Source organism: Isoptericola aurantiacus, from assembly GCF_044769875.1.
Lineage (GTDB): Bacteria > Actinomycetota > Actinomycetes > Actinomycetales > Cellulomonadaceae > Isoptericola > Isoptericola aurantiacus.
Window position 1 is genome coordinate 567,782 of record NZ_JBJBAE010000001.1, and the last position, 15,445, is coordinate 583,226.

At 73.8% G+C, this 15,445-nt stretch carries 18 protein-coding genes and 4 tRNA genes; 12 read left to right on the top strand and 10 right to left on the bottom strand.

The window, feature by feature from the left end; genetic code table 11:
* Positions 1–3: 3 nt before the first annotated feature.
* From ACIQLL_RS02485 to ACIQLL_RS02495, 3 genes are read left to right on the top strand one after another with little or no spacing between them, the layout of a single operon-like run.
* A complete protein-coding gene (locus tag ACIQLL_RS02485; RefSeq protein ID WP_402462784.1) occupies positions 4–597 on the top strand; it encodes a sulfite oxidase-like oxidoreductase in 594 nt (197 codons plus the stop codon).
* Positions 594–1,304: an FAD-binding oxidoreductase gene (locus ACIQLL_RS02490; RefSeq protein ID WP_402462787.1), complete on the top strand. Its 711-nt coding sequence runs from the start codon at positions 594–596 to the stop codon at positions 1,302–1,304. The genes ACIQLL_RS02485 and ACIQLL_RS02490 overlap by 4 nt, the downstream gene beginning before the upstream one ends.
* Entirely contained in the window at positions 1,304–1,603 is a 300-nt protein-coding gene (locus ACIQLL_RS02495; protein WP_402462790.1) for a DUF6510 family protein, read from the top strand. The genes ACIQLL_RS02490 and ACIQLL_RS02495 overlap by 1 nt, the downstream gene beginning before the upstream one ends.
* Positions 1,604–1,639: 36 nt before the next feature.
* On the opposite strand, the gene ACIQLL_RS02500 is transcribed toward ACIQLL_RS02495, so the two are convergent.
* On the bottom strand, positions 1,640–1,927 hold the full coding sequence (locus ACIQLL_RS02500) for an iron-sulfur cluster biosynthesis family protein (protein ID WP_402462793.1): 288 nt from the start codon (positions 1,925–1,927) through the stop codon (positions 1,640–1,642).
* A gap of 261 nt (positions 1,928–2,188) precedes the next feature.
* Here ACIQLL_RS02500 and ACIQLL_RS02505 point away from each other — a divergent pair.
* Positions 2,189–2,261: transfer RNA gene (locus ACIQLL_RS02505), tRNA-Lys, on the top strand.
* A gap of 19 nt (positions 2,262–2,280) precedes the next feature.
* Here ACIQLL_RS02505 and ACIQLL_RS02510 read toward each other — a convergent pair.
* Positions 2,281–3,987, bottom strand: coding sequence for an acyltransferase (locus ACIQLL_RS02510; protein WP_402462795.1), 1,707 nt, complete (start codon positions 3,985–3,987; stop codon positions 2,281–2,283).
* 152 nt (positions 3,988–4,139) lie between these two features.
* Here ACIQLL_RS02510 and ACIQLL_RS02515 point away from each other — a divergent pair, with 152 nt between their 5' ends.
* A complete protein-coding gene (locus ACIQLL_RS02515; RefSeq protein ID WP_402462798.1) occupies positions 4,140–4,922 on the top strand; it encodes a glycerophosphodiester phosphodiesterase in 783 nt (260 codons plus the stop codon).
* 4 nt (positions 4,923–4,926) lie between these two features.
* Here ACIQLL_RS02515 and ACIQLL_RS02520 read toward each other — a convergent pair whose 3' ends face one another.
* Together ACIQLL_RS02520 and ACIQLL_RS02525 are read right to left on the bottom strand one after the other, a co-directional pair.
* A complete protein-coding gene (locus ACIQLL_RS02520; RefSeq protein WP_402462800.1) occupies positions 4,927–6,681 on the bottom strand; it encodes a mechanosensitive ion channel domain-containing protein in 1,755 nt (584 codons plus the stop codon).
* A gap of 56 nt (positions 6,682–6,737) precedes the next feature.
* A complete protein-coding gene (locus tag ACIQLL_RS02525) occupies positions 6,738–7,322 on the bottom strand; it encodes an antibiotic biosynthesis monooxygenase (RefSeq protein ID WP_402462803.1) in 585 nt (194 codons plus the stop codon).
* A gap of 235 nt (positions 7,323–7,557) precedes the next feature.
* Between ACIQLL_RS02525 and ACIQLL_RS02530 the strand changes: the two genes are divergently transcribed.
* Positions 7,558–8,697, top strand: a complete 1,140-nt coding sequence (locus ACIQLL_RS02530; protein WP_402462805.1) for a D-alanyl-D-alanine carboxypeptidase family protein — start codon at positions 7,558–7,560, stop codon at positions 8,695–8,697.
* A 91-nt stretch (positions 8,698–8,788) separates the two neighbouring features.
* On the opposite strand, the gene ACIQLL_RS02535 is transcribed toward ACIQLL_RS02530, so the two are convergent.
* Together ACIQLL_RS02535 and ACIQLL_RS02540 are read right to left on the bottom strand one after the other, a co-directional pair.
* Entirely contained in the window at positions 8,789–9,436 is a 648-nt protein-coding gene (locus ACIQLL_RS02535) for an HAD-IA family hydrolase (protein WP_402462808.1), read from the bottom strand.
* 122 nt (positions 9,437–9,558) lie between these two features.
* On the bottom strand, positions 9,559–9,921 hold the full coding sequence (locus ACIQLL_RS02540; RefSeq protein WP_402462811.1) for a metallopeptidase family protein: 363 nt from the start codon (positions 9,919–9,921) through the stop codon (positions 9,559–9,561).
* Positions 9,922–10,017: 96 nt separating this feature from the next.
* Here ACIQLL_RS02540 and ACIQLL_RS02545 point away from each other — a divergent pair.
* The 5 genes from ACIQLL_RS02545 to ACIQLL_RS02565 all read left to right on the top strand — a co-directional run bounded on the left by ACIQLL_RS02545 (position 10,018) and on the right by ACIQLL_RS02565 (position 11,404).
* A tRNA-Glu gene (locus tag ACIQLL_RS02545) sits at positions 10,018–10,090 on the top strand.
* Positions 10,091–10,293: 203 nt separating this feature from the next.
* Positions 10,294–10,367 (top strand) — tRNA-Asp (locus ACIQLL_RS02550).
* Between the two features lie 56 nt (positions 10,368–10,423).
* Positions 10,424–10,496, top strand: a tRNA-Phe gene (locus tag ACIQLL_RS02555).
* A gap of 153 nt (positions 10,497–10,649) precedes the next feature.
* A complete protein-coding gene (locus ACIQLL_RS02560) occupies positions 10,650–11,081 on the top strand; it encodes a phage holin family protein (RefSeq protein WP_402462813.1) in 432 nt (143 codons plus the stop codon).
* Positions 11,078–11,404: a DUF3618 domain-containing protein gene (locus ACIQLL_RS02565; RefSeq protein WP_402462816.1), complete on the top strand. Its 327-nt coding sequence runs from the start codon at positions 11,078–11,080 to the stop codon at positions 11,402–11,404. Before ACIQLL_RS02560 ends, ACIQLL_RS02565 begins: the two co-directional genes overlap by 4 nt.
* A 96-nt stretch (positions 11,405–11,500) precedes the next feature.
* Here the strand turns inward: ACIQLL_RS02565 and ACIQLL_RS02570 are convergent, their stop codons facing one another.
* Entirely contained in the window at positions 11,501–11,755 is a 255-nt protein-coding gene (locus ACIQLL_RS02570; protein ID WP_402462819.1) for a BldC family transcriptional regulator, read from the bottom strand.
* 271 nt (positions 11,756–12,026) lie between these two features.
* Here ACIQLL_RS02570 and ACIQLL_RS02575 point away from each other — a divergent pair, with 271 nt between their 5' ends.
* The gene (locus ACIQLL_RS02575) at positions 12,027–12,230 is read left to right on the top strand and encodes a DUF3073 domain-containing protein (RefSeq protein WP_402462821.1); all 204 of its coding nucleotides are present in this window, start codon (positions 12,027–12,029) and stop codon (positions 12,228–12,230) included.
* Positions 12,231–12,341: 111 nt separating this feature from the next.
* Here the strand turns inward: ACIQLL_RS02575 and purM are convergent, their stop codons facing one another.
* From purM to ACIQLL_RS02590, 3 genes are read right to left on the bottom strand one after another with little or no spacing between them, the layout of a single operon-like run.
* A complete protein-coding gene (purM, locus tag ACIQLL_RS02580; RefSeq protein ID WP_402462824.1) occupies positions 12,342–13,445 on the bottom strand; it encodes a phosphoribosylformylglycinamidine cyclo-ligase in 1,104 nt (367 codons plus the stop codon).
* 52 nt (positions 13,446–13,497) lie between these two features.
* On the bottom strand, positions 13,498–15,045 hold the full coding sequence (gene purF, locus ACIQLL_RS02585) for an amidophosphoribosyltransferase (RefSeq protein ID WP_402462827.1): 1,548 nt from the start codon (positions 15,043–15,045) through the stop codon (positions 13,498–13,500).
* Between the two features lie 51 nt (positions 15,046–15,096).
* Complete coding sequence (locus ACIQLL_RS02590; protein WP_402462829.1) at positions 15,097–15,438, bottom strand: hypothetical protein; 342 nt, start codon at positions 15,436–15,438, stop codon at positions 15,097–15,099.
* Positions 15,439–15,445 lie beyond the last annotated feature (7 nt).

Genomic DNA, 15,445 nt, shown 5'->3' on the forward strand with positions numbered 1-15,445 from the left:
GTCATGTCATTCGTCACCCGAGGGTTCGGCGGGCGTCGTCCCGGCGGCGACCGTCCGTTGCCACCCGGGCAGTACCTCACCGAGGACTTCCCGGTGCTGTCGTTCGGCCCCACCCCGCAGGTCGACACCGCGGGCTGGGAGCTCACGGTGCGGACCGAGTCCGGCGCGGACCACCGCTGGGACTGGGCGGAGCTGCAGGCCATGGAGGCGCAGGACGTGACGGTGGACATCCACTGCGTGACACGCTGGTCCAAGCAGGACACCCGGTGGCGGGGCGTCCCGGTGGACGCGTTCCTCGAGGAGGTCGAGACCGCCGCGGACTTCGTCGTCGCCCACTCCTACGGTGGGTACACGACGAACCTGCCGCTCGACGACCTCCTCGACGGGCGGGCGTGGGTCGCATTCGCGTACGAGGACGAGCCGTTGGCGCCCGTCCACGGCGGCCCGGTCCGGCTGCTGGTCCCGCACCTGTACTTCTGGAAGTCGGCCAAGTGGTTGCGCGGTCTGACGCTGCACCTCGAGGACGAGCCGGGCTTCTGGGAGCAGAACGGCTACCACCTCTACGGCGACCCCTGGTCCGAGCAGCGGTACTCGTGAGCGCCTGGCACGCCGCCCAGGTGGTCGCGACCGAGCGCGTCACCGCGAGCGCCCGGGCCCTGACCCTCGCGGCGCCGGGGTTCGCCGGCGCGCTCGCGGGGCAGCACGTCGACCTCCGGCTCACGGCCCCGGACGGCTACCAGGCGGTGCGGTCCTACTCGCTGGCGCGGGTCGGCCGGGACGAGGTCGTGGAGATCGCGGTCGACGAGGTGCCCGGCGGCGAGGTGTCGCCGTACCTGGTCCGGGAGGCCCGGCCGGGCGACCGGATGGAGGTGCGCGGGCCGCTCGGCGGGTTCTTCGTGTGGCGTCCGGCGGACGCCGGTCCGGTCCAGCTCGTCGCCGGCGGGTCCGGGATCGTCCCCCTGGCCGCGATGGCGCGGGCGCGGGGGGCGTCGCCGTCGACGGCGGAGTTCCGCCTGCTGGCGTCGGTCCGCACACCTGCCGACGCGTTCTGGGCGGACGAGCTGGCCGCGACCGACGGCCTGACGACGACCTGGCTCTACAGCCGTGAGGCTCCGGCCGGTGCCGCCCGTCCGCCGGGTCGCCTGACGCGCGACGACGTGGTCGCCCACGCCGTCGGGCCCGACGCCGGGGCACGGGTGTTCGTGTGCGGACCCACCGGGTTCGTGGAGGCGGCCGCGGGACTCCTGCTCGACGTCGGCCACGACCCGGCGCACGTCCTGACCGAACGCTTCGGAGGTGGCTGATGGGCGCCGACGCCGATCCCGTGCCGCTCGACGGCAACTGCCTGGCCGGGCCGCTGGCCGGGCTCCTCGCGGTGGACGTCACCACGACGGCGGGGCGCTGCACGCACTGCGGTGACGTGGCGATGCTGGCACGTGCCGCGGTGTGGGCCCACCCGATGGGGTACGTGGGGCGGTGCCGCGTCTGCGGGCAGGTGCTGCTCGTCGTCGTCGAGCACCCGGACGGTGTCCGGGTCGCCGCCCGGGGGCTGTCCTGGTGGGGGCTCGGTGGCGGGGACGACGACGGCGGGCCGCCCTCGTGAGAGGACGACCCGCCGTCGGAAAGCTGTGGGGGCTGCTCAGGCCTGCTGGGGCGTGAGCACGAATCCCGGGCCCTCGGTGGAGGGCTCGGCGTCGAGCTGCAGCGTCGCCAGGGCGGTGGCTGCCTCGTTGTCGACGAAGACCTTGGTCTCGCCGGAGTCGTCGACGACGGAGTCGTCGGGCTGCGGGGCGGGGACGAGCGCGAGCTCGAAGTTCCCCGGCTGACCGGAGGACTGGGCGATGCGCAGGCCTCCCTCGCTGGGGACACCGGCCTGCTGGACCAGCGATTCGACGGCGGTGCGGGCGTTGTCCGTCACGGTGAGCACGATTGCTCCTCTCGTCGGGTACGCGACCAGTCCACCGAAACAGCACGCGGGGGCGCCGCGCAACGGTGAGACGGAATCTTCCCCATACCTCTCGCCCTTTGAGACGGCGCATGACACGGGGAGACGATCCGGCGTAGTTTGCCCTCCGGGCAGCCCGGGGAGGGGCGCAGGTCACAGCACGCTCCCCGGAGCCACCGGCACCCGTGCGGCCCCGCCCGCGTAGGCTGGCCCGCAGCCCCGTGCCCTCGTCGGGACGGCGGCGGGCCTCTAGCTCAACTGGCAGAGCAGCGGACTTTTAATCCGCGGGTTCCGGGTTCGATCCCCGGGGGGCCCACCTCGCTCGTCGAACCCGGTCAGCCATCTTGCCGGCCGGGCGCGGACACCGGTGCCGGCTCCGGCCGGTGGACGCCCCGCGGCCGGAAGCCGAGCTCCTCGCTCACTCCCACGAGGTCCGCGAGGTACCAGACGATGGCCAGCCACATCTCGGTCCCCTGCAGCCCGGGGGACGTCCCGCGGGCTCCGGCGGTGGTGGCGTGCGGGGCCCGGAAGGCGAACCCCTCGCCCGGTGTCCAGCACCGCAGCACGTCACCGAGGAGCCCCCGCGCGACGTCGACCACCTCGTCGCCGCGGTGCCCGCAGCGCCGGGTCAGCCAGAGCGGATGGGCGACGTCGAGCACGGTGCAGGCGTCCCGACGCTCGGGCCGGAACCAGCGCGGGTCGCGGACGTGCTCCAGGACGGTGTCCACGACCCGGTCGGCGTACGGCACCGGCACCCCGTGCTGGGCGAAGGTGCCGCGCGTGGTGCGGTAGTACCCGTTGACGGTCCGCAGCAGTCCCCCGGTCGGGTCGGGGGCGCCCCACATCCCGGTGCGGGGGTCGGCGTTCGTCAGCAGCCAGCCGAACAGCGCCTCGCCGGCCCCGGGGCGCCCGGGGCTCCCGAGCCGGCGGTTCTGGAGCAGCGCGGTCCCCAGGGCGTCGACGAGGTGTCCGCACGCCCAGGCGTCGCCCTGCCAGTCGAGGCCCGCGAGCAGCTCGACCACCCCGTCGGCGCCCGTCTGCGCCGCGACGGCGACCAGGTGCTCGAACCGGCTGCCCAGCAGGTCGAGGGCATAGCCGACGGCGAGCACGTGGTACGCGGCGACCGGGTCGTGCAGCGACGGCCCCGGTGCGGTGGGCAGGCCGTCGGGTCCCAGCTCACCGACGAGCCCCGTGCCCGGGTCCTGCCAGGACCGCAGCAGGGCGGCGAGGTCGTCGCCCGGCCGCTGCGGCGGCGGCCCGCCGAGGAGCAGGTCGGCGATCTCGACGGCGTCGCACTGCGCCCGGACGGTCGCCGCCGCGCCCGGGGAGTCGACGAAGAGTCCCGCACCGGCGTCCCAGCACCGGTCCAGGACGTCACCCACCTGCTCCCGCGCCGTGTCGGCGAGCTCGGCCACGGCTCCCGCCAGGTCCCGCGGGTGCCCGGTCCCCCTCGCGGCGGGTCCGGTCCGCCAGCGGATCACGCGTGCCGGGTTGCCGCCGACGACGGCCCCGGCCGGCACGTCCTTGGTGACCACCGCCCCGGCCGCCAGGACCGCGCCGTCGCCCACCTCGACGCCGTCGAGCACCACGACGTGCGAACCGATCCAGACGTCGTCGCCCACGGTGATCCCCTCGCTGACGAGCGGCTGGCGGAAGATCTCCACGGTCGGGTCGTCCATCGTGTGGTTGAAGCCCAGCAACGACGTGTGGGCGCCGATACGCACCGCGGCCCCGAGCCGGACGTCTCCCCGCACCACCGTGTACGGGTTGATCGAACAGTCCCGGCCGGTGACGAGGGTGCCGGTCAGGTAGGCGCCCGCGGCCACGTAGGACCGGTCGCCGAGCTCGAGGTGCTCGTCGGTCACCGACGCGAGCTCCGAGAGGAAGCAGTCCTGCCCGAACCGGAACCCCCGTCCGGTGGCCAACCCTTCCTGGAGCACGCGCTGACGCTCCCGCTGCTCCGGCGTCGCCGACGCGACGTAGATCCAGGGGGTGTGGTCGACCGCGGTCGGGTCCGGTCCGGTCGTCGCCTCGTGGCCCATCGCTCTCCTTCGTGGTGGGGACCTCGAGTCTCGAGCACCGCGGACGGACCGCCCACCCGGGCCACGCGGACGATCAGAACCGGTCAGGTCGGCCCCGCGGCGGCGAGCACCCGCTGGTGGCCGTGCCGCCGTCCCCGCGCCAGGATGGCCGGGTGACCACGCTCCTGCCCGCCAGCCCGGATCCCGACCACCCCGTCGTCGTCGCCCACCGCGGTTACGGCGCCGTGGCGCCGCAGAACACCCTCGCGGCGTTCGAGGCGGCGTGGCGTGCCGGGGCGCCGGCCGTCGAGCTCGACCTCCGGCTCACGCGCGACGGCACGGCGGTGGTGATCCACGACCCCGACGTCGACCAGGTCACCGACGGCTCGGGGGCCGTGGCGGACCTCGACGCCGCCACCGTGCGCGGCCTCGACGCCGGAGCGCGCTTCTCCCCCGCGTTCGCCGGACAGCGCGTCCCCGTCCTCGACGAGGTGCTGGACCTGCTCGCCGCCCGCCCCGGCACCGACCTGCTGTGCGAGTACAAGGGGGTCTGGTCGCCCGAGCAGGTCGCGAGGACGACGGCGGCGCTCGACGCCGCGGGGCTGGCCGGCCGCGTGCTGGTCCAGGGGTTCTCCCGCGAGACGGTCGCGGCCCAGCGCGAGGCCGCTCCCCACCTGCCGCGCGGGCTCCTGTGCGATGCGGCACCGGACGACCTCCTCGAGGCCGCCGGGGCGCTCGGCGCCGTGACCGTGAACCCCGCGGTGGCCGCGGTCCTGGCCGACCCCGGGCTCGTGGACCGGGCGCACGACCTCGGCCTGCGCGTCATGCCCTGGACGGCGAACGAACCGGCCGTGTGGGCGCCGCTCGTGGACGCCGGCGTGGACGCGATCATCACCGACAGGCCGGGTGAGCTCCGCGGCTGGCTGGCCGGACGCTCCGGCACCGGTCTGCGCTGACCGGCTAGAACCCGCTGTCACCACCGCCGCCGTCGCCGTGGCCACCGTCACCGGTCGGCCCGCCGTCGCCGGAGTCGGGTGCCAACCGGTGGCGGCTCGCCCCCTGCTTCTCCCGCTCCGCGGCGGACTCCTCGTCGTCGACGGCCACCTCCCCGGTCAGCCGGCGCTCGGCCCACTCCTCGCGTTCCTCGATGGCGTCCTGCCCCGGACCCTCGAAGTTCTCGCGGCGGGCCTCGGCCTCCTCGCTGCCGGTGTAGAGGCCGGCCGGCTGGACGACGGGCGGGGCGTCGGGCCGGCCGTCGGGCTCGGCGGCGGGCACCAGCACGGTCTCGTCCGCTCCGCGCCGCGGTGCGGGGACGTCACCGAGCACGACGGTCGCGTCCTGGGTCCCTGCCCCGGTCTCCGCGCCGGTCCGCCGGGACTGCCGCCCCAGCACCGACGGACGGCGGGGCCGGCCGATGCGGGAACGGCCCGGCACCACCACGGGCTCGTCCTCGGGCCGGTCGGCCCGCGGTCCCGAGGCGGAGGCCGCGGACGCGGCCGACGTGGCGCTCGACGGCGGCTCGACGGCCACGGACGGCTTCCTGCGTGCGCTGCCCGCGGGTTCGGGCTCGGCCGGCGACTCCACGGCCGGCGACTCCACGGCCGGTTCCTGCGTCGGAACCGCGCCGCCGCCCTCCGGGAGCGCGGCGGCCCGGTCGTACCGGCGCACCGGCATGGCGTACGGGGCCTCGTGCTGCAGCCAGGCCACCAGCCCCTCACGGACGTGGCAGCGCAGGTCCCACAGCGTGCCGGCGTCGGCCGCGCTGACGAGCGCCCGCGCCTGGATCCTGCCACCCGTCGCGTCCGTCACCTGCAGGATGCCGAGACGTTCGTCCCACAGCGGCGACGCGGCCAGGAGCCGGTCGAGCTCGGCACGCATCGCCGGCAGGGGGACGGTGAAGTCGACGTCGACCTCGACGGTCCCCAGCAGGTCCGCGGCCCGGCGGGTCCAGTTCTCGAACGGCGTGGTGGTGAAGTAGGTGCTGGGCAGGATGAGGCGGCGGTCGTCCCAGGCGTGCACGACGACGTAGGTGAGGGTGATCTCCTCGATGCGGCCGAACTCGCCGTCCAGCACCACGACGTCGTCCACGCGGATCGCGTCGGTGAACGCGATCTGCATCCCGGCGAACATGTTCGCCAGGCTCGACTGCGCCGCGAGCCCGGCCACGATCGACACCAGACCGGCCGAGGCCAGGATGGAGGCACCGGCCGTGCGCATCGCGGGGAAGGTGAGCAGCACGGCCGCGATCGCGATGACCACGATGACCGCGACCGTGACCCGCCGGACGATGGAGATCTGCGTCTGGACCCGGCGGGCGTGCCGGTCGTCGGCCGCGCCGGCCATCCGGGCGAGCGTGCGGTCCTCGACGACGAACGCCATGGCGCCGATCAGCCACGCCCCCGCGATGATCGTCGCGATGAGCAGGCAGTGCTCCAGGAACCCGTACCAGGCCTCGCCCTTGTGCGCCGAGAGCCGGAACGCCACCCAGACCGCGACGGTCATGACGAGGACGCGCAGGGGGTGCCGCAGCCGGGTGGCCATGTCGCTGAGCAGCGGCCGGCGGCGGGCCAGCCTGCGGACGAGGACCGAGATCAACGTGACCACGACGTAGGCAGCGACGAGCGCCGCCGCGGCCCAGACGAGCGTGACGGTCAGGGACACGGTCGACTCGACCGTGTTCGGATCGATCGTGGGGTCCTCGCCGTCCAGGAACATGCCTCCACCCTAGGGTCGCCGACCTGGGTGTGCGCTGGGTGCTCGAGCGGGACCGGCTACCCGGCGCGGCGCGGCGGGGCGTGCAGCCAGCTCCGCAGCCGGCCGGTGACGAACGGCAGCACCCAGAACGACATGATCGGCGTCAGCACCAGCGTGGAGACCAGGACGCCGAGCACCAGGGGCAGGTCGTCGAACGCGGGCAGCAGCCAGGCCACCAGTGCCGTGAAGGTCAGGTTCACCGGGAAGAAGCCCAGCCAGATCGCGACGGACTGCTTCCAGCGGGGCGGCGCGGGCAGCAGCGACGTCCCGTCGGGCTCGTCCTGGCGCACCGGCGGGTCGAACCAGCCCTCGATGCCGGTGCGCCGCGTCACGCCGTGCTCGGCCACCAGCCCCTCGCCGCGGGCCAACCAGTCGCGCCGCTCGGCCGACGTCTCCCAGGCCTCCAGACGCCCGGCGTCGGCGAAACGGTAGAGCATCACCCAGTCGGCGGACCCCTCGGCCGCGCGGATCCAGCCGGAGCCCAGGAATCCCGGCCACCGGTTCGCCAGCCGCACGCCGGCCTGCACCCAGGCCGTCACCTCGACCTCGTTCTCGGGCTCGACGACGCGATGGATCGACACGGTCACGGGTGGCGGGTTCATGCCTGCCAGTGTTGGGGGCGCAGCGCCGGCGTGCTGGCGGGGCGGCCACGCCGGGACCCGGCGTCCCACCATCCGGACCGGCGTCAGCCCCGTGCCCGCACCCACGATGTCCGGTCTTCACGGGCTGGTCGCGAACCCTCCGCCGGATGCCTGTCCGATCGGCGCGCCGTCGTCAGGGGACGCCCACATCCGCCGGTCATCCTGGACGACGGCCCCGAGACCCGAGGACTCCCCTGTGAACCGACCCCGCTTCGTGCTGCCCCGGCACCGCCAGACCCGGCCCGCCGACGGCACATCCCCCGCCCCGCGCCGCACCGGCAGGAGCCGCCGCGGCGCGCACGCGGCCGAGCGTGCACCCCGCGCGACCTCCGTGCGCGGCCCCCGTGCCGCCGTCGCCGGTGCCATGGCCCTGCTGACGATCACGGCCGGCGCCGCGACCGCCCTGTCCCCCGACGTCGCCGACGCGGAGACGTCGGCCACCGCCACGGCCGACCCGGAACCCGTCGCGACACTCGCCGCCGAGGCGGTGATGTCCGCCGACCCCGCCGTCGTCCGGGCGGCCAGCGCGCTCCAGGCGGCCGAGCAGGTGACGTCCGAGTCCACGACGATCACCCGCTCCGAGCGGCGCAGAATCGAGCAGAAGGCCGACGACGTCGTGGCGATCATGGACGCGCGGGACGACGCCCCGGCATCCCGCGCGTCGGACCGCACCCCGCTGGTGGAGGAGACCGCCGAGGCGCTCTCCGACGACGACGACGACGCCGACGCCGACGCCGACGGGCAGGGTGCGGACACGTCCGAGGAGGCCTCGCTCGCCCGCGCCACCAAGCAGCTCGACCGGCTCGTGACCCGCGCCGGGTCCGCGCCGATCGACGTCGAGGCCGCGCCGGACACGCCGGCCGAGATCACCGCCGCCGAGGCGGCCGAGGCTGCCGACGCCGCCGATCACCTGGCCGACGAGGCCGACTCGGTGGACGCCTACGCCAACGGCCAGATCCCGTCCGACGCGCTGTGCGAGCTGTCCTTCGCGCCGGGCGAGACCCTGCGGTGCGACGCCGGCGAGCAGCTCGAGCGTCTCGACGTCGCCTACCGTGCGCAGTTCGGCGAGCACCTGGATCTCACCGACTCCTACCGGTCCTACGCCTCGCAGGTCGCCACGCGGGCCACCAGGGGCTACCTGGCCGCCGTGCCCGGGTACTCCAACCACGGTCTGGGCGTGGCCGTGGACCTGGGCGGCGGGGTCGAGTCGTTCGGGACGGCCCGCTACGACTGGCTGCGTGCGAACGCCCCGAAGTTCGGTTGGGACAACCCCGGCTGGGCGCGCTCGGACGGTTCCAAGCCTGAGGCCTGGCACTGGGAGTACGACGGCCTGTAGTCCCCCCCCCCCCCCCCGGACCGACGCCTTCGGCCCCGGCGGGCGAGTCCCCGGGGACCGGCGGTCGTGAGGCTCTCCCACGGTCACACCCTCAGGTCTGGGGCGAGGGCCTGAGGACAGGGGCGAGCGCTTCCCGCAGCCCATCGGCGGAGCGATACAGCACCGTCGTCATGCCGAGCTCGGCTGCCGCTCCGACGTTCTCCTCCCGGTCGTCCACGAAGAGGCAACGGTCGGCGGGGACGCCGGCCCGTTCGGCCGCAACCTCGTAGATGCGACGGTCCGGCTTGGCCGCACCGACCAGCGCGCTGTTGACGACGTCGATCGCGAGGTCGCCCAGGCCGAGGAGCTCCAGGTCGTCGTCCAGCCACGCCGTCGCATTGCTCACGAGGACGAGCGGACAGCGCGACCGGACCTGGCGAAGAAGACCGACGACGGCCTCGTCGGCCCGGGACCCCCTTTCGGCGAACGCCACGGCCAGCTCCTGCGCCACGGCGAGGGACACCTCGGGGACCAAGCCCTGGACGATCGAGTCCGCCCACTGCTGCCTGGTGATCTGCCCGAGCAGCAGCGGCAGGTCGTTCTCCGGCGCGAACCCGATGGCCGCCGTGGTGCCCGTCGGCAGACCGGCCCGCTCCTCCAGGGAGGACACCAGGTCGTCGTCGTAGAAGCGGATCACGCCGTCGATGTCGCACAGGACGGCGTCGAAGGACCGGCCGTGGATGTCTGCTGCGGACGTCACACGCCATCACTACCACTGCCGCGCCGTGAGCACCCACGCCCACGCTGGGCCACCGGCCCGGTCCCTGCTCCACGCGCCGAGCCCGGGGCGTCCGGGCCCGGCGCGGCCCGGTGGCCGGCAGGTCAGCCCCAGCCGAGCTCGTGCAGCCGGTCGTCCTCGATGCCGAAGTGGTGGGCGATCTCGTGCACCACGGTGATCGCCACCTCCTCGGCGACCTCGTCGGTGGAGTCGCAGATCGCCAGCGTCGGGTGCCGGTAGATGGTGATGCGGTCCGGGAGCGACCCGGCCGCCCAGGCGTCTCCGCGCTCGGTGAGGGGGACGCCCTCGTACAGGCCCAGCAGGTCCGGGTCGTCGGTGGGCGCGACGTCCTCCACGAGCACGACGACGTTGTCCATCAACCGCGTCAGCTCGGCGGGCACCCTGTCGAGGCCGTCGGACACGGCCGCCTCGAACTCCTCGCGCGACATCTCCACCACGCGGCCCATCCTCTCCCACGGGCGGCGCGGCCCGGGGCGCTCCCCGGGCCGCGGACCCCACCGGTTGGGGGATGCTCGCGGCGGGCCGGTATGCTGGCCCGGCCCGCCCCCATCGTCTAGCGGCCTAGGACCCCGCCCTTTCACGGCGGTAGCACGGGTTCGAATCCCGTTGGGGGTACTGCACGGTCGCACTGCCGGATCGCGACCGTTCCGGGACGACGACGGCGCGCGGACGTCGCTCGTTCCGCCCGGGTATCGCCCTGACGCCTCGGGACGAGGTATCGCTGCTGGTCAGGAGACGATTTCAGGATCAGGCCCAGCATGAGGTACGCTTCTTCTCGGCTCGAAACGAGCCTCTCGGTCGGGAGATCCACCGATCATGGCCCTGTAGCGCAGTTGGTTAGCGCGCCGCCCTGTCACGGCGGAGGTCGCGGGTTCAAGTCCCGTCAGGGTCGCGCATGAAGCGCCCGGTTCGTCGGCAACGGCGCCCCGGGCTTTCGTGTCACGGCACGGCTCTGTAGCTCAGTTGGTAGAGCGTTCGACTGAAAATCGAAAGGTCACCGGATCGACGCCGGTCGGAGCCACTCCCTCGGAAGACCCCTGGACCACGGTCCGGGGGTCTTCTGCGTGTCCCACCGGCGGCGCCGCGACGACTCGCCGGGCCTCTGGAATTGCCTGGACCGGCGCAGACGGGTTGAGTGGGGGCACACAGACTTCGTCGAGGATCGGAGCATCCGATGACCGACTGGGACGACGGGCGGACACCGCCTGCCGATCGACCCCCCAGCATGGGCCGGCTCATGGAGCAGGTCTCCGAGCAGGCCACCCGCCTGGCGCGCGCCGAGATCGCCCTCGCCAAGGCCGAGCTGGCCGAGAAGGCCAAGAGATCCGGAGCAGGGGTCGGGCTGCTCTTCGGGGCGCTCGTCATCGTGCTCTACGCGGTGGGAGTCCTGATCTGGGCGGCCGTCTTCGGCCTGGCCGACATCTTCGGCCCGTCCGTGGCCTGGATGTGGCTCTCGGCGGTGATCATCGGCGTCGCGATGCTGCTGCTCGCCGGCCTGCTCGTGTGGGTCGCCGTCGGCCAGCTCAAGAAGGCGGCCGCGAAGCCGGAGACGATCGACCGGGTGAAGGACGACGTCGCCACGGTCAAGGAGGGGATGAAGCGGTGAGCCAGTCCACGACGAACGCGGCCTCGCCCGAGGGCGGTCCCGCCCCCACGAAGCGCGAGCTTGAGGCCGAGGTCACCCGGGCGCGCCGCGAGCTGTCCGAGGCGCTCGACGAGCTGAGCACCCGACTCTCCCCCGCCTACCAGGCGTCCCAGCTGGCTCGCGGCACCAAGCAGGCGGCGGCGGACGCCGGCGGGCTGCTCAGCGGCCAGGGCGTGCCGGACGACGGGACCCACCGGGCGCGGAACGCGAAGATTCTCCTGGGTGCGGTGCTCACGGGAGTCGTCGTGGCGACGGTGGTCGTGGTGCGCGCCGTGCGGCACTGAGCCACGACGACGCCGGTCCGGTCACCGTCGGAGGGCGCGCCCCGTCCGTCGGTGGTGTCCGGTCCGGTGCCAGGCACCACCGCGGGACGGCGGAGCCTAGTGCCGGCTCCCCGGACGCTCCGGGTCGTGGGCCGCGGCGTTCGCGGCGGCCTCGACCTCGGCGGCCTCGGACGCGGCACCGAGCAGCGCTCGGACCTCCGACTCCTTGTAGCGGCGGTGGCCGCCGAGCGTCCGGATGGACGAGAGCTTGCCTGCCTTGGCCCAACGCGTCACCGTCTTCGGGTCCACGCGAAAGAGGCTCGCCACCTCGGCAGGCGTCAACAGGACCTCGGAGTCACTGTGGAACGACATCCCCTGCACCTCCTGGCACGCGACCGCTCCGGACGGCTCCGGAGACGTGACGGCCGTGTCCTGCCATTGTGTGCAGAAATGGGGATTGAGGCGACTTGAACCGGCAGGCCCGCCCGTGAGCGGGACGCCCGGCGCGCGCAACGCCACACCGAGCCGAGTAGAGGGAATACCGCTGCAGCATGTACCGTTAGAGCCTGAACAGACGAAACTTCACCCGGGGCCGCACGTTCGCGACGTCGCCGCCCCGCTCTTACGTTGAGGGGGTCGAGCCATGGGCCGGGGCCGTCAGAAGGCTAAGCACACCAAGGTTGCTCGCGAGCTGAAGTACTACAGCCCCGAGACGAACTACCACGCCCTCGAACAAGAGCTCAAGGGCAACCAGACCGACGTCGTCACCGAGGACCGCTGGTCGGACAGTGCGGACTCCGCGTACGACAACACCTACAGCCGTTGGGACGACGACTCCCAGCGCTGACGGTCCCGGCCTGGCACGGTCGCAGGCTCAGCACCAGCTCCGAAGGGCCGGACGGCAACTGCCGTCCGGCCCTTCGTCGTGCCATGACCGGCGCGCAGCGGTCACGCCGGTTCAGCGGTAGTCGCCCACCAGGCGCACGGCGCCCGCGTGCACACCCTTGGTGCCCACCACGAGGTCGGCACCGGCGTCGGCCGGGTCGAGGTCGGCGACGCCTCCCAGCGTCCACGCCTCCACGCCCCGCGCGCGCAGCGCCGCCAGGGTCGCGTCCGCGCCCTCGGCCCCGACCACGGCGACCATCCCGACACCGAGGTTGAGGGTGTTCTCCAGGTCCCCGCGGGGCACGCCGCCCAGGTCCCGGACCGTGCGGAACACCGGCGGGACCTCCCAGGAGGACCGGTCCACCGTCGCCACGACGCCGGCCGGCAGCACCCGGGCGAGGTTCGCGGCCAGCCCGCCACCGGTGACGTGCGTGAAGGCGTGCACCTGCGCAGCCTCGTCCCGGGCCAGCGCCAGGCAGTCGGCGGCGTAGACACGGGTCGGCTCCAGCAGCTCCTCGCCGAGGGTGCGGCCGAACTCCTCGACGTGGCGGTCCAGCTCCCACCCGGCGTGCCGCACGACCGCACGCACCAGCGAGTACCCGTTGGAGTGGATGCCGCTGGAGGCCATCGCGATCAGCACGTCCCCCGCACGCACCTTGTCCGGACCCAGGACGTCGTCGGCCTCGACGATGCCCGTCGCGGCGCCGGCGACGTCGTACTCGTCCGGTGCGAGCAGCCCGGGGTGCTCCGCGGTCTCCCCGCCCACCAGGGCGGTGCCGGCCACCTCGCAGGCCTGCGCGATGCCCCGCACGATGTCGGCCACGCGCTCGGGCACCACCTTGCCGGTGGCGATGTAGTCGGTCATGAACAGCGGCTCGGCGCCGACCACGACGATGTCGTCGACCACCATGCCGACCAGGTCGAACCCGATCGTGTCGTGCATGTCGAGCGCCTGGGCGATCGCCACCTTGGTGCCGACGCCGTCGGTCGAGGTGGCCAGCAGCGGCCTGCGGTACCGCTGGAACGCGGAGACGTCGTAGAGCCCGGCGAACCCTCCGACGCCGCCCAGCACGGCCGGCCCCTGGGTGCGCCGGACCGCGTCCTTCATCAGCTCGACCGCCTTGTCGCCGGCCTCGGTGTCGACGCCGGCAGCGGCATACGTCAGGGGTTCGCTCACAGGTGGTGCTCCAGGTGGTCCGGGCGCGACGGCGTGCGCCGCAGGGGGTGGATCAGGGGTGGTCGAGCGCCGTCTGGCCGCCGACGCCGACGGAGAGCTGGGACAGCCCGTCCTCGGGCGCGCCCAGCGGCAGCTCGGCCTGCTCCAGCAGGTGCTTGCCCAGGCGCTCCTCCTCGGGCAGCTCGATCGGGTACTCGCCGGTGAAGCAGGCCGCGCAGAGCTGCGAGGCGGGCTGCTCGGTCGCGGCGATCATGCCCTCGGTGGAGATGTAGCCGAGCGAGTCGGCGCCGAGGGACTGGCCGATCTCCTCCGGCGTCAGGCCGTTGGCGATGAGCTCGGCCCGCGAGGCGAAGTCGATGCCGTAGAAGCAGGGCCACTTCACCGGGGGCGAGGAGATCCGCACGTGCACCTCGGCCGCGCCGGCCTCGCGCAGCATGCGGATGAGGGCGCGCTGGGTGTTGCCCCGCACGATCGAGTCGTCCACGACGACGAGCCGCTTGCCGCGGATGACCTCCCGCAGCGGGTTGAGCTTGAGCCGGATGCCGAGCTGGCGCAGGGTGTCCGAGGGCTGGATGAACGTGCGCCCCACGTAGGCGTTCTTCATCAGCCCCTGGCCGAACGGGATCCCCGACTCCGCGGCGTAGCCGGTGGCGGCCGGGGTGCCCGACTCCGGGACCGGCATGACCATGTCGGCGTCCACCGGGTGCTCGCGAGCGAGCTGGCGGCCCATCTCGACACGGGCGGCGTGCACCGGCCGACCCTTGATCGACGTGTCCGGGCGGGCGAGGTAGACGTACTCGAACACGCACCCGGCCCGCTCGACCGGTGCGAACCGGGTGGAGCGCAGGCCGTCGTCGTCGATGCAGATCAGCTCACCCGGCTCGACCTCGCGGACGTACGAGGCGCCGACGATGTCGAGCGCCGGCGTCTCGGAGGCGACGACCCAGCCACGCTGCGTCCTGCCGAGCACCAACGGACGCACGCCCTGCGGGTCGCGGGCGGCGTACAGCGTGCGCTCGTCCATGAAGACCAGGGAGAAGGCGCCGCGCAGCTGCGGCAGCACCTCCAGCGCGGTCTGCTCGAGCGTGTGGTCGTCGTCCCCGGTCAGGAGCGCCGTCACCAGCGCCGTGTCCGTCGTGTTGCCCCGGGCGAGCTCGCCGCGGCGCTGCGCCCCGTAGCGCTCGGCGACGAGGTCGACCAGGTCGGCGGAGTTCGTCAGGTTGCCGTTGTGCCCCAGGGCGACGGTGCCGCCGGCGGTCGCGCCGAGGGTCGGCTGCGCGTTCTCCCACGTCACGCCGCCCGTGGTCGAGTAACGGCAGTGCCCGACGGCGAGGTGTCCGGTCAGGGCGTTGAGGGCGGTCTCGTCGAAGACCTGCGAGACCAGACCCATGTCCTTGTAGACGAGGATCTGCTCACCGTTGCTGGTGGCGATGCCGGCGGACTCCTGGCCCCGGTGCTGCAGGGCGTAGAGGCCGAAGTACGCGAGCTTCGCGACCTCCTCGCCGGGGGCCCAGACCCCGAAGACGCCGCAGGCGTCCTGGGGCCCCTTCTCGCCGGGCATCAGGTCGTGGTTGAGACGGCCGTCAGGACGCAGGGGCATGCCCCGAGTATCCCACAGTGCCGCGACGACGACGGGCGCGGACCGCTGCGGTCAGCGCCGCCGCAGGCTCCGCCGGTCGGCCCAGACCGCGAGCGCCCCGGCGAGCAGGACGGTCAGGGTCGTGGTGCCCAGCGTGATCACCGAGACGAACACGCCCGGCTTGAGCAGGACGGGGCCGTCCTGGGAGGCGATGCCGGAGAGCCAGCTGCCGAGCCACAGACCGGCGACGACGCCGACGACGGCCCCCACGGTGAAGAAGGCCCGCAGCTTGGGCGCACGACGCACCCGCGTCGGGTCGACCAGCAGGTGCTCCTCGGGCTCGGTCGGGGGATCCGTCTCCGTCCCGTTCCCTGCCGGCGACTCGGCGGACTGCTCGTGCTGGGTGCTGCTCACCCGCCGA